The following is a 13,085-nucleotide window of genomic DNA, read 5'->3' on the forward strand; positions in this document are numbered from 1 at the left end:
ACCTCAACCTGCCGCTTGCGCGCGGCACCAATGACGACGATTTTCTGACAACGCTTGAAGCCGCGCTGAGCCGTATGGCCGCCTTCGGAGCAGATGCCGTCGTTATCGCTCTCGGGCTGGACGCTTACATAGGCGACCCCTTCAAAGGGCTAGCCATAACGACGCCCGGGTTTGCGCGTATCGGTGCTGCCCCTGCAGGCCTGAATGTGCCGACGTTGTTTGTGCAGGAGGGCGGTTACTTGTGTGACGAACTGGGCGATAACCTGACAAGTGTGTTGAACGGATTTCAGAGCGTATGACCCAGCGCGGCATCATTGTCATCGGTGGCGGGATAGCGGGAACCAGCGCTGCCGCAATGCCTGCCAGCGGAGTGCGCGTCGTTTTGATCAAAGCCGACCGTTTCTGGGTCGAAAAGAGCCCTTGCGCATGACGGATGCTCCGGAAACGTCTTGAAAGAGCGAAAAGGGAACGTTTTGTGATCGGGTGAGGTTACGAAACCGCCCTGCCCGCCCCAAGCCGGTTTTGCCTGACAGTGCCCGCATCGCAGCTGCGAGCCGGAATGCAGTCGTCGTTGCCCCTATACTCCCATAGAAATCCCGATGAATTGACCTGCGTCATAGCGCGCCTCAGCAATATTCGATTTTATCACAATAGAAAGGAGAGCTGCGCAATGCATGATAGCAACACCAGAGCGATCGCGCCCGCCGGTGAATCTTCTGGTTCTGATAGATTGGCGGGCAATTTGAAAGACGACAATTGGGCAGAGGCACGGGGCATGATCGATGGCCTCGACGGAGCTTTGAACATGGCTCACGAGGCGCTCGACCGCCACGTGATCGCCGGCCACGGGGAACAGGTGGCCCTGCGATGGCTCGGGAAGGCCGGGGGCAGTCGCGACCTTACATACAGAGAAATGGCTAGCCTGGCGGCTCAGTTCTCGAACGTTCTGGCCAGCCACGGCCTCGGGAAAGGCGACAGTCTTTTCGCGTTGATGGGGCGGGTGCCCGAGCTTTATGCTTGCGCCCTAGGCACACTGAAAGCGGGGCTCGTATTCTCGCCGCTCTTCTCGGCCTTCGGGCCCGAGCCAATTCGGACACGGATGGAGATCGGATCGGCAAAGGTCTTGGTCACCACGGCCTCTATCTACAAGCGCAAGATCGCTGCCTGGCGGCATGAAATTCCCTCACTCGAACTTGTGCTGATAGCGGGAGAGGAGGCGCCTGAGGGCTGCGTCGCGCTTGGCCCCGCGCTGCGTGCGGCGTCGCCGGAGTTCGAGACGGTGCGGACCAATCCCGAGGACCCCGCACTCATCCATTTCACATCAGGCACGACCGGAAAACCGAAGGGTGCAGTACATGTCCACAATGCCGTGCTCTACCACGCTTTTTCCGGCCGCAAGGCTTTGGGCCTGACCCCAGGCACAATCTACTGGTGCACGGCCGATCCGGGCTGGGTCACCGGCACCTCCTACGGAATCATCTCGCCGCTGGTGAACCGAGTGACGATGATCGTGGACGAGGCAGAGTTCGACATAGACCGCTGGTACGGCACGATCCAACGGGAAAAAGTCGAGTCTTGGTATTCCGCGCCCACTGCTATCCGGATGATGATGCGCGCTGGGGCGAAGGCCGCTAAACCTTACGACTTTTCTTCTCTCAGTGTCCTTGCGAGCGTGGGTGAGCCCCTGAATCCCGAAGCTGTGGTGTGGAGTGGGAAGGTCTTTGGCCAACCGTTCCACGACAACTGGTGGCAGACCGAGACCGGTGGGATCATGATCGCGAACCTCCCAGACATGGAAGTGCGACCGGGCTCCATGGGCAAACCAATGCCCGGGATCGAGGCCGGGATTGTCGCGCGCAAGGATGGGATACTGAGTGACCTCGGGCCAAAGGAGATTGGCGAACTGGCGCTCCGGCCCGGTTGGCCTTCGATGATGCGTTCCTACCTCCACGAGCAGGCGCGCTATGACAAATGCTTTGTTGATGGCTGGTACCTGTCTGGCGATCTGGCAATGCGAGACGAGGACGGGTATTTCTGGTTCGTTGGCCGTGCGGACGATCTCATCAAGTCTTCTGGTCACCTAATCGGCCCGTTCGAAGTTGAAAGTGCCCTTATCGAACACCCGGCCGTTGCCGAAGCCGGCGTGATCGGCGTGCCCGACGAGACCGCCGGAGAGGTGGTGAAGGCCTATGTCACTCTCAATCCAGATTTCGAATGGTCTGACGATCTGGAGCGCGATATCCGCGGCCATGCCCGAAAGAAACTTGGGCCCGCCGTGGCGCCCCGCGAGATTCTCTTCCGGAACACGCTGCCCAAGACGCGCTCGGGCAAGATCATGCGGCGGCTTTTGAAGGCGCGCGAACTGGGACTGCCCGAGGGCGACATTTCCACATTGGAGACGGACGAGACATGACTGTGACAGACAAGCCGAAGCTCGACCGAGCGCATGTTTTGACGCTTCTCGGGCACATGATCCGTATCCGGCGTTTCGAGGATAAATGCGCCGAAATGTATACGGAGGAAAAGATTCGGGGATTCCTTCATCTCTATGACGGAGAAGAAGCGATCGCAGCAGGGATCATCCCGGTTCTCGGGCCCGAAGACAAGATCGTCGCCACCTACCGCGAACACGGCCACGCACTGGTACGAGGGGTCTCGATGAACAGGGTTCTGGCCGAGATGTACGGCAAGGTCGAAGGCTGTTCCGGCGGTCGCGGCGGGTCGATGCACCTCTTCGACGCAGAGACGAACCTTTATGGCGGCAATGCCATCGTGGGCGGTGGGCTGCCGCTGGCCGGGGGACTGGCGCTCGCTGACCGAATGCGGGGCGACAATCATGTGACCGTCTGCTTCTTTGGTGAGGGCGCGGTGGCGGAGGGCGAGTTCCATGAGACGCTAAACCTCGCCAAGCTTTGGGGCCTGCCGGTCCTCTTCGTCTGCGAGAACAACGGCTACGCCATGGGTTCGGCCCTCGCGCGGACCGAAGCCGAAACCGACATTCACAAGAAAGCCGCTGCCTATGGGATCGAGGCACATCAGGTGGACGGGATGGACGTGGTCGCGGTTGAAGCCGCGAGCCGGAAGGCGATCCAGCGCATCCGCGAGACCGGCGATCCGGTTTTCCTCGAATGTCAAACGTACCGGTTCCGTGCGCATTCAATGTTCGACGCTCAGCTTTACCGCGACAAGACCGAGGCCGAGGCTTGGCGCAAGAAGGGCCCAATCGTGCGGTTCCAGAATTGGCTTCTGGATAATAAACTGCTCCATCAGGAAGACGTAGACGCGATCGAAGCTCGGGTATCTGACGAAATCGACGAGGCTGTCGCCTTCGCCGAAGCCGGAAAATGGGAGCCGGTGGAACACCTTACCACCCATGTTTTGGGCAAGGCGCCGGAATTTGAACGCACCCCGCCGTCGGGAGAAACCGTCAAGATCACCTATCGCGAGGCGGTCAAACAGGCGATCCGCGAAGCGATGCAGCGCGACGAGCGTGTCTTCCTGATGGGTGAAGACGTCGGTGCCTATGGCGGTTGTTACGCCGTTTCAAAGGGTCTGATGGCCGAATTCGGTGAAGATCGCATCCGCGACACGCCGCTTTCCGAATCCGGGTTCACAGGGGCGGGGATCGGCGCGGCCGCGAACGGTATGCGGCCGATTGTCGAGCTGATGACGGTGAATTTCAGTCTGCTCGCGCTCGATCAGATCATGAATACAGCCGCCACTATCCGGCATATGTCCGGCGGTCAGTTTGGCGTACCACTGGTCATTCGCATGGCAACGGGTGCCGGCAAACAACTGGCAGCGCAGCACTCACATAGCCTTGAGGGCTGGTACGCTCATATACCCGGACTTAAGATCCTCACCCCCGCAACGGTCGAGGATGCGCGCGGTATGCTCTGGACCGCGCTTCAGGATCCTGACCCGGTGCTCATTTTCGAAAATGTAATGCTCTACAACATGACCGACCAGATCGACGCAGCGGCCGGACCGGTGGACATTTCGAAAGCTGCCGTGCGGCGAGAAGGAACGGACTTGAGCCTCATCACCTATGGCGGCTCCCTTTTTAAGACGCTCGAAGCGGCAAATGAACTTGCTGCAGCTGGCATTTCGGCTGAAGTGATTGACCTGCGAACGCTCCGCCCACTCGACGATGCCACCATCCTGACCTCACTCGCCAAGACACGCCGCGCGTTGATCGTAGACGAGGGCTGGCGCTCTGGCTCGCTGTCAGCCGAGATCATGGCCCGGATCATGGAGCAGGGGTTTTGGTCCCTTGACGGCCCGGTAGCACGGGTTTGCTCGGAAGAGGTGCCTATTCCGTACCCAAAACACCTCGAGGACGCCGCAACACCCCAGGTCCACAAGATCGTCTCCGCCGCCAGAGCCGTGATAGGGCGCTGAGATGGGTGTTTTCAGCATGCCATCCCTCGGGGCCGATATGGAGGCCGGGACACTAGTTGAATGGTTGGTCCAGCCCGGCGACAAGGTGCACCGCGGCGATGCGGTTGCCGTGATTGAAACTCAGAAGGGCGCGATCGAGATCGAGATTTTCGAAGAGGGCACTGTGTACCGCCTCGAAGCGAAACTTGGAGAGGAGCTGCCAGTGGGTGCGCCGCTGGCGATCATCTTAGCCGAGGGCGAGACGTCGCCGCCCGACGCCGAACCAGAGCGCAAACCGGAAGCGGCTCCAGAGCACAGGCCCTTTGCTCCCGATGCTCCGGCTGAGCCCACGACGCCCCCGCCGACCACAGTTCCGGTCTCCATGGGAGCACCCGCGGCCTCTCCAGCCGCGCGGGTCCGCGCCCGCGAACTCGGGGTCGATCTCGCATCGATCAAGGGAAGTGGTCCGGGGGGCGTGATCGTCCTGTCGGACATCGATGGCACAGGGACTGGCGCACAGAGCGAACCGAAGTTATCGCCCGCCAGCTCGCCAATGCAAGAGATGCGCAAAGCAATCGCCGCTGCGATGACCCGCTCCAAGCAGACGATCCCACATGTCTACCTGTCGCACACCATCGATATTCAGCCTGCAGTCGATTGGCTGACCGCGCGCAACGAAGATAGGACCCCGGCAGAGCGTCTCCTGCTCGGTGCGCTTTTTGTCCGGGCAGTCGCGCTTGCGGTAAAAAAGGTAAAGGTTCTAAACGGTCATTACTCCGCCGATGGGTTCCATCTGTCGGATACGGTCAATCCAGGCATCGCTGTGGCGCTCAGAGGTGGCGGGCTCGTGGCCCCGGCTCTGATGAATGCCCCTGCGATGACGCTGGACGAGACGATGGCGGGGATGCGCGACCTTGTGACCCGCGCACGTGCCGGACGGCTCAGAAGCTCCGAAATGACCGAAGGAACGCTCACGATCTCAGCTTTGGGCGAGACCGGTTCCGAAATGATGCTTGGCGTCATCTTTCCCCCACAGGTTGCGCTCGTCGGCCTCGGGGCACCCCAAACAAGGCCCTGGATAGTTGACGGGACCGTGGTGCCACGACGCGTCGTGACGATTTCCGTCTCGGCAGACCATCGGGTCGCCGATGGCCGCCAGATCGCCCACTTCATCACCACCTTTGAAACGCTTTTGCAACTCCCGGAGGAGCTATGACTGAGACGGACTTCCGAGCTATCTTCCTCGAAGAACTCACACGTGTCGCTCCAGATATTGATTCTGCCACAGTCGGCGACGACGATCACATTCAGGACGACCTTGGACTTGATTCCATGGACATACTGAACCTTGTCGTCGCGCTTCACGAGCGCCTAGGCGTCAACATCCCGGAGGCAGAGTACATTGAGATCGCGACTCCCGGCCTGGCGGCCCTTTATCTCGCTCGCAATTCTGTCGCGGGCGCCTGAGCCATCACGGTAGGGCCCAGGATTTACCGACGACCAGCAGTCAGCACCTTCTCAACTTCCTCTTGGGATCTTCTTATCACGCCCGCAGCCAAAGGTAGCAGCCAAACGCCACCGGTCAGCTTGGAGCGCCGCGGAGAAGTTCTAAAGACTTAGCTTAGAGCGAAACCGGAGCATGGCGCGCTTCCCTCGTCGCAATAGCATACGTTCGAGTGCACTTTAGCCACCCGATCGGTAACCAGCCCGCCTGCCCTAAAACAGGTTCTTATGAAAACCGCTCAAGCCAGACCAACTTCGTCATGAAGAGCCGGACACTCGACCGACAACCCTTTTTTTTGCAGTGCCTCTTTCATGTCGGGCATTCCTTTGTCGTAGTCCCCGTGAACCAGGAAAACTGTTTTGGGTTTTCCCGTGTGAGACACCCAATCCAGCAACTCAAGCTGGTCGGCATGTGCGGAAAATCCGTTGATTGTATAGATTTGCGCCTTTACCTGAATTTTTTCTCCGTAGATGCGGACATGCTTTGCCCCATCGACGATCTGGCGCGCCAGCGTTCCCTGCGCGGCAAAGCCAACAAAGACAATACTGCTCTCTGAACGCCAAATATTGTGTTTAAGATGATGTCTGATACGGCCACCGGTGCACATTCCGGACCCCGCCATAATGATCGCACCTCCTCTGATGCGGTTGATCGCAATTGAATCTGCAGACTGTCGGGTGAAACGAAGTCCCGGCAGGTCAAACGGATGTTTTCCCGCTCGCATATTGTCACGAAGTTCCACACTGAAGCCCTCGGAATGGCGCCTGAATATCTCGGTCGCTGAGATTGCCATCGGGCTATCGAGAAAGACCGTCAAGGATGCAGGTAGATCACCCCCCTCAATCGCCTTTTTAAGATGGTATAGGATCTCTTGAGTCCGCTCCATTGCGAAGGTAGGGATAACGACATTCCCGCCCTTCGCGATCGTGCTTTCTATCGCGTCTACGAGTTCGGCAACTGAGGTTTCCAAGTTTTTGTGCACCCTATCACCGTAAGTCGTCTCCATTACGACGTAGTCACACTCTGGTGGCGGTGTAAAATCTGACAACAGTGCATGCCCCGGGCTGCCAAGATCGCCGGAGAACAAAATTCGGCGCGTGGTTCCATCTTCCGTAGCCGCCACTACAATTGAAGCTGAACCCAAGATATGACCAGCGTTGATGAAACGGACCTTCACAGCATCATTCAACGCAAGCTCTTCATTATACCTGATATTTGGTCCAAAATAATCCAAAGCAGACAGAACATCGATCTGACCGTAAAGCGGCGAGATCGTTTCGCCGCCAGAGCGCCGATTTCGCCGAGACGCTCTTGACGCATCTTCCTCATGGATATTTGCAGAATCCAACATGATCAGCTTGGCCAGATCACGGGTTGCTGCAGTTGTTATGATGCTGCCGGTAAAGCCACGTTTCACAAGCAGCGGAATACGGCCGCAATGATCCAAATGCGCATGGGTGAGAAGCAAGATATCGATCTCTGCAGGATTGAAGCCGAAATCACCAGAATTTTCCTCATCCGCGTGATGTGTTCCTTGGAACGCCCCACAATCGATCAATATCCGTAGTCCTCCTGCTTCAAGAAGATGGCAGGAGCCGGTGACGTTTCTGGCAGCGCCGTGAAAAGATAGCTTCATTGGGCTCTCCTGTTGTCATATCGGTGTAAGTGGTCAGAGGTCTTCCGGGGAATCGATGAGCGGTTGCCCGGCTTGCGCGTACCAATCAGCAATGATCTTCAGGATTTCATCAGCCGTTTCGGCAAAGCAAAAGAGATCCTCGTCTTCGGGGTCGATGACCCCCTCTTCGACGAGAAACGGAAAATCAATTGCACGAGACCAGAACTCGCGTCCGACCAATATAATCGGCAAAGGCGCAATTTTTCGAGTCTGCACTAGTGTGAGAGTCTCGAACAGTTCATCCAAAGTTCCATAGCCACCTGGGAAGGCGACGAGGGCCCGCGCGCGGCTCAGAAAATGCATTTTGCGCAGAGCAAAGTAGTGAAACCGAAAACAAAGCCCCGGTGTTAGATACGGATTGGGAAACTGCTCATTTGGCAGAGTAATGTTCAGGCCGATGGACTTTGCCCCTGCATTAAACGCGCCCCGGTTCGCCGCCTCCATCATACCGGGTCCACCGCCTGTCATCATTGCGATCTGACCGCCGTCGCGGGCCTCTTTTATACTGCCGACCGCAGCGCCAAACTCCCGGGCAATAGTATAATATGGAGCGCGCAGCAGAACGCGCTCCGCGATTTTCACCTCCCGTACCAATTCGGGGTCTTCAGGGTCCGTGACCAACCTGCTACGGGCCTTCTCGAGCCGTGTGCGCGCGGCAATTGGCTCGGGAATACGGGTGCTGCCAAACACAACGATCGTATGCTTCACATCATGGGCTTCGAGCCCATGTTCGGCTTTCATGAAATCAAGCTGCAGTCGCACACCACGCATATTGTCTGACCGAAGAAAAGCCACGTCCTCATCGGCCTGCAGATAACCTTCACTGCTCAGGATCTTTGCAACGCGCGCCGGAGCATCATTGTCTTCTCTGGCGGCCTTTGGCGATTGCCCAGGCAAAGGCACGTCCCTGATTTTAGGTGCGGGTCCTGGAACCGTGCCTGTGGGCAGCGTAATGGTTCTTCGGTTTTTCAAGTCTTATCCCCTCATAGTCTTGCGCCCTGCCCGCGGCGATAGGGTAAAAGTTCACCAGCGAACTCATCTCCACAGTGTTGTCACCAGCAAAAGGACAAAACCCGCTCACTTCGGTTGAGCATCCCTGAAAGAGAGCGGGCAACCTTGATCAAAATCAAGCTATCGAACGAATACAGCACTCAACATGACCCAAAACAACGCCGCAAATAGGAAAATGTGTAGGATTGCACTGGTCTGAGTTCTGGTTGGAACGCGAGTTGAGAAGCCTGAAGTCATGCAATTCCTCGAACCGAGGCCAACAAAAGTACAGTCATCAAGAGGCACCGGTTTTGCGGTCTACGGCGCTGGCATTGACGTTAAATCCGCATGACCTCCCCCCAATTAATCAGCACACCGCGTTGATTAGGGCGACGCGGGGCCTCTTAATTTGGAGGCTCGCAGTCTTCAGGATTGAACGGCCCCAAGTTTGGAGCACCTCCTAGAGATGACATTGGACGAATGCACAGAGACAGAATGGAAGAGCCTGTGTAACGTGGCTCCTGCAGCACTGAGCGGAAACACGATTGAAATGAGACCCGCAGATGAAGCCTGAGGAAGACCCCTTCCGCCATCATCCGGAATTGCGTGACAAGATCACCGATCCGTTGACGTCGTTTTTTCGGACGTTTCGTGTTGAGTCTATTTTGGAGAAACACCCCGAACTGGAATGGGTTGGTGAGTTTCTTCACACAGATGATGAGCGTGAACAAAGCCGCCTCGAGGCTCTGAAAGACCACCCTGATGAAGACCTTTGGGTTTTTGCCTATGGGTCGCTGATGTGGGATCCCGCTTTCAAGTTTTCCGAGGTTCGTCGGGCCAAGGTGGCGGACTATTCACGGCGATTCATACTTAAAGAAATCTACGGAGGGCGCGGAAACCGCGAAGTGCCAGGCCTAATGGCAGCCCTTGATCATGGCGATGGCTGCGACGGGTTGGCATTTCGAATTCCCCAAGACATCGTCGACGTCGAAACCGAAATTCTTTGGCGCCGGGAATTGGTCGCCCCAACCTATATTCCGACTTTTGTAACTGCCGATACGGGGGATCAGCAGCGAAAGGTCCTTACCTTTACGGCCGATCATCAAGCAGAGCAGATATGCGGTGAAATTAGCCGGGATGAGCAAATAAACTGTCTTATAAACGGTGTTGGGATTCTGGGTACGAGCCTTGAGTATTTGGAAAATATTGTCGCACAGTTTGATGCGCTCGGCATCATAGACGAAGAGTCCTCATCGCTTTTGACGCAAACCAGAGCGCGCTGCGACGCGCAAAAACATCTTTTAGACGAGGCTAAACCGTGACAGAACGCACTCCATTTTTCGACGGACATAATGATTTTCTCCTACGGTTGATGTTCACAGCGGCCCGGCGCGAGGAAGTCTGGCTTGGTCGCACAGGCAACGGTCACCTTGATTTGGCGCGCATGAAACAGGCCGGATTTGCTGGAGGACTGTTCGCGATATTCGTGCCGCCGATTTCCGGTGGCCCACCGCCAGATTTCGCCACACTGATGTCAAGCCCGCCCTATGACCTGCCGACGCCGCCGCAAATGAACCACGGTGAAGCTCAGCCCATGGCGATGACCATGGCGGGTCTGTTGCATTGGATGGAACGCGTCGCCCCCAATGACTTTAAAGTGTGCCGGACAGCCTCGGACGTTCGCAACGCCATGTCAGATGACATCATCGCTGGCGTCATGCATATGGAGGGCGCCGAGGCCATCGGCCCTGATCTTGACGCGCTTTATTTGTTTTATGAGATGGGCTTACGTTCGCTTGGGCCGGTTTGGAGCCGACCGACAATTTTTGGCGAAGGTGTGCCGATGAAGTTCCCCGGTTCTCCGGACATCGGCAACGGCTTGACCGAAAAAGGCAAGGACCTCATACGGCTTTGCAACGAGCTTGGCATGGTTATTGACCTGTCGCATTTGAACGACGCGGGTTTCAACGATGTCGCTAAGATCAGCACCTCGCCCTTGGTGGCCACCCATTCAAACGCCTACGCCTTGTGTGAAACCCCGCGTAACCTTACAGACCGCCAATTGGCACAAATCCGCGAAACGGGCGGCATGGTCGGCTTCAACTACGCGACCTTCTACATCAACGAGAACGGCACCGCGGCAAATGATATGGGCTGGGAGCCACTGTTCAGGCAGATGGACTATCTGATCGAACATCTGGGCGAAAATCATGTCGGCCTGGGGTCGGACTTTGACGGTTGTATTGTTCCGAAATTAATTGGCGATGTGACGGGTGTTCCTAGCTTTCTTTCGGCTCTTGGAAAGCATGGGTATGACCAATCCCTTCTTGCAAAGCTGGCGCGAGATAACTGGATCAATTGTCTAGAGCGTACTTTGCGCACTGAGACGGTCACATAAATTTCTTACTGGATTGTGATATCAAATAGGGATGCTGGACCGGCGGACGGTTCCCCAAACCAAGGCGCTCAGGGATGACACCGTGAAAGCACGCTTAAGCTTATAACGGCCCATGATCCGGCTCAGGAAGAAAGTCGAAGTGAGCAAGCGGTGATACGTGCAGCGGCGCGCGCCATCTTATTAATCCAAAAGGGCCCCGGTGGGTAAACACCGGGGCCCCAGAAAGTTGAGTACAAAGGCCTATTCGGCGGGCACACCCTCAGCATGCGTCGTCGGCAGACCATGCTTCAGCCGCATACTGTCGCGCCAGATCGCCTTGATCAACGACAGCCCCATCAACACCATAACAAGACTGAATGGCAGCGCGCCGATCACCATGGCTGTCTGAATTGCACCCAGACCTCCGGCGATGATCAAACCGCCAACAACAAATGCCAATGCCGCGCCCCAGAACAAGATATGTGGGCGCGCTTTCGGGCCTTCGTCGCCCCCAGCGTTGATTGTGTTAATGATCAGCACTGCACTATCCGCCGATGTCACGAGATATGTGAGCAGCAAGATCACGACCACAACGGACATCAGGTAAGCCAAGGCCGGGCTTAGGATAACCGCCAGCATCGCGAACAATTGGTCGGCTTGACCTGCGCCAGTGATTGCGCCTGCGGCCTCACCTGACAGCTCAAGATCGATGGCCGTGCCGCCGACAAGTGCAAACCAGACAAAACACATGAGCGCAGGAATAATCATCGCTCCCAAGACATACTCGCGAATGGTGCGGCCCTTCGAAATCCGTGCAAGGAACACGCCAACGAACGGCGCGAACGCGATCCACCAGGCCCAATAGAAGATGGTCCAGCCACCCTGCCAACCGGCGAGTGCATCACCGGTTTCGGTTCCGTCCTTGCTCCAAACCGTCAAGATATTACCGGGAATGGAAATCAGATAATCCCAAATACCCACGATAAGCGCCGTCAGTCCGAAAAAGGTCGACCCGAAGATCAGGAAAAAGGCTAGTACGAAGAAGCTCAGGCCCATGTTGATATTCGACAACCACTTGATGCCCTTGCCGACGCCAGACAGCGCCGAAAGGGTCGAGGCGCCCATAATGACAACCAAAGCCACGACAATGCCCATGGTGGATGACGATGTCGTTCCGTCAGCAGCTGTTGTTTGCAGCCAATCACCAAAGCCAATCCGTGTCAGTCCCGAGACGAATTGCTCGACTCCAAAGCCGAGGGTTTGAGCAACACCGAGCACCGTGGCAACAACCGCGACCACGTCCACGGCATGGCCAACTGGACCCGACAAGGATTTACCAAAGATCGGGGTCAGCGCTGACCGGATAGTCAGTGGCAAGCCGCGACGATACGAAAAGTAACCCAAAGCCAGGCCTACGATGGCATAGGATGCCCAAGCGGCCAGCCCCCAATGGGTGAAAGACCAGATGTAGGCGTCACGCACGTTGCCCGCCGTACTGCCCTCGGTCAGCCCCATGATCGTGCTGGGATTCTTGGCGAAATGGTACATCGGTTCTGCCGTCGCAAACGTCAGCATGCCGATACCAATACCCGCACCGAACATCATCGAAAACCATGAAAAATTAGAGAATTCGGGCCTGTCGTCCTCAAGTCCTAATCGCAATTTTCCTGCGGCGGGCCACAGCGCCAACACGAAACAAAGGATAACGAAGAACGCCATCACATAGACGTACCAAAAGCTGAAGGTCGCCAAAATGATATTGTTAAGCTGGCCCAACACAGAGGCTGCTTGATCGGGAAACGCGATTGCCCAAAGAATTAACGCCCCGACTGCAAACTTCGATGTGATCGTGACGTCTTTGGTAAACCCCTTATAAAACCCGGTCTCAGCGATGCGGATCGGCAAATGGGTGATTGGTGGTTTGACTGGCATTTTATGTCCCTCAAGTTATCGTTTCTTCGCGTCATTTTTGGTTGCCAACGCTCGTGCCAAAAACTTCATCTCATCGGCACCTGACAGTGCTCTTAAAGACGATCGCGAAGTATGGCCTTATGACGCGTCAAATCGCCACCGGGGTCAAGGATTAGGCTGGCAGATACCCCCCAAGAAACTGCTGTTCACCGGACTGGGGCATAAAAAGCACTGTAAAAGTGGTTGAC

At 56.6% G+C, this 13,085-nt stretch carries 9 protein-coding genes and 1 pseudogene; 7 read left to right on the top strand and 3 right to left on the bottom strand.

The annotated features are described in order from the left end of the window. From AC221Y_RS12205 to AC221Y_RS12225, 5 genes and pseudogenes are all read left to right on the top strand, one after another. Positions 1-299, top strand: a pseudogene (locus tag AC221Y_RS12205) (histone deacetylase family protein); the annotation flags it as partial. Between the two features lie 371 nt (positions 300-670). Further along, positions 671-2,413 carry an acetate--CoA ligase gene (gene acsA / locus AC221Y_RS12210; protein WP_486707411.1) on the top strand — a complete coding sequence of 581 codons (1,743 nt, stop codon included), beginning with the start codon at positions 671-673 and terminating at the stop codon, positions 2,411-2,413. After that, entirely contained in the window at positions 2,410-4,401 is a 1,992-nt protein-coding gene (gene pdhA / locus AC221Y_RS12215; RefSeq protein WP_299750228.1) for a pyruvate dehydrogenase (acetyl-transferring) E1 component subunit alpha, read from the top strand. The genes acsA and pdhA overlap by 4 nt, the downstream gene beginning before the upstream one ends. 1 nt (position 4,402) lies before the next feature. Then, the gene (locus AC221Y_RS12220; RefSeq protein WP_299750225.1) at positions 4,403-5,596 is read left to right on the top strand and encodes a dihydrolipoamide acetyltransferase family protein; all 1,194 of its coding nucleotides are present in this window, start codon (positions 4,403-4,405) and stop codon (positions 5,594-5,596) included. Beyond that, positions 5,593-5,847, top strand: a complete 255-nt coding sequence (locus AC221Y_RS12225) for an acyl carrier protein (RefSeq protein ID WP_299750222.1) — start codon at positions 5,593-5,595, stop codon at positions 5,845-5,847. The genes AC221Y_RS12220 and AC221Y_RS12225 overlap by 4 nt, the downstream gene beginning before the upstream one ends. Positions 5,848-6,122: 275 nt before the next feature. On the opposite strand, the gene AC221Y_RS12230 is transcribed toward AC221Y_RS12225, so the two are convergent. Together AC221Y_RS12230 and AC221Y_RS12235 are read right to left on the bottom strand one after the other, a co-directional pair. Then, positions 6,123-7,520, bottom strand: coding sequence for an MBL fold metallo-hydrolase RNA specificity domain-containing protein (locus AC221Y_RS12230; RefSeq protein ID WP_486707412.1), 1,398 nt, complete (start codon positions 7,518-7,520; stop codon positions 6,123-6,125). A 33-nt stretch (positions 7,521-7,553) separates the two neighbouring features. Beyond that, positions 7,554-8,531: an LOG family protein gene (locus AC221Y_RS12235; RefSeq protein WP_299758305.1), complete on the bottom strand. Its 978-nt coding sequence runs from the start codon at positions 8,529-8,531 to the stop codon at positions 7,554-7,556. Between the two features lie 581 nt (positions 8,532-9,112). Between AC221Y_RS12235 and AC221Y_RS12240 the strand changes: the two genes are divergently transcribed. Together AC221Y_RS12240 and AC221Y_RS12245 are read left to right on the top strand one after the other, a co-directional pair. Continuing rightward, positions 9,113-9,871 (top strand): gamma-glutamylcyclotransferase, encoded by a 759-nt coding sequence (locus AC221Y_RS12240; protein ID WP_299758303.1) that lies wholly within the window; start codon positions 9,113-9,115, stop codon positions 9,869-9,871. Continuing rightward, positions 9,868-10,947 (top strand): dipeptidase, encoded by a 1,080-nt coding sequence (locus tag AC221Y_RS12245; protein ID WP_299758301.1) that lies wholly within the window; start codon positions 9,868-9,870, stop codon positions 10,945-10,947. Before AC221Y_RS12240 ends, AC221Y_RS12245 begins: the two co-directional genes overlap by 4 nt. 240 nt (positions 10,948-11,187) lie before the next feature. On the opposite strand, the gene AC221Y_RS12250 is transcribed toward AC221Y_RS12245, so the two are convergent. Beyond that, positions 11,188-12,858: a BCCT family transporter gene (locus tag AC221Y_RS12250; RefSeq protein ID WP_299758298.1), complete on the bottom strand. Its 1,671-nt coding sequence runs from the start codon at positions 12,856-12,858 to the stop codon at positions 11,188-11,190. Between the last annotated feature and the right edge of the window lie 227 nt (positions 12,859-13,085).

The sequence above is a fragment of the Boseongicola sp. genome, from assembly GCF_057460485.1.

Bases quoted from the DNA above. Each gene is read 5' to 3' on its own strand.
- acsA (WP_486707411.1), top strand. From the start codon at position 671: ATGCATGATAGCAACACCAGAGCGATCGCGCCCGCCGGTGAATCTTCT.
- pdhA (WP_299750228.1), top strand. From the start codon at position 2,410: ATGACTGTGACAGACAAGCCGAAGCTCGACCGAGCGCATGTTTTGACG.
- AC221Y_RS12220 (WP_299750225.1), top strand. From the start codon at position 4,403: ATGGGTGTTTTCAGCATGCCATCCCTCGGGGCCGATATGGAGGCCGGG.
- AC221Y_RS12225 (WP_299750222.1), top strand. From the start codon at position 5,593: ATGACTGAGACGGACTTCCGAGCTATCTTCCTCGAAGAACTCACACGT.
- AC221Y_RS12230 (WP_486707412.1), bottom strand. From the start codon at position 7,520: ATGAAGCTATCTTTTCACGGCGCTGCCAGAAACGTCACCGGCTCCTGC.
- AC221Y_RS12240 (WP_299758303.1), top strand. From the start codon at position 9,113: ATGAAGCCTGAGGAAGACCCCTTCCGCCATCATCCGGAATTGCGTGAC.
- AC221Y_RS12250 (WP_299758298.1), bottom strand. From the start codon at position 12,858: ATGCCAGTCAAACCACCAATCACCCATTTGCCGATCCGCATCGCTGAG.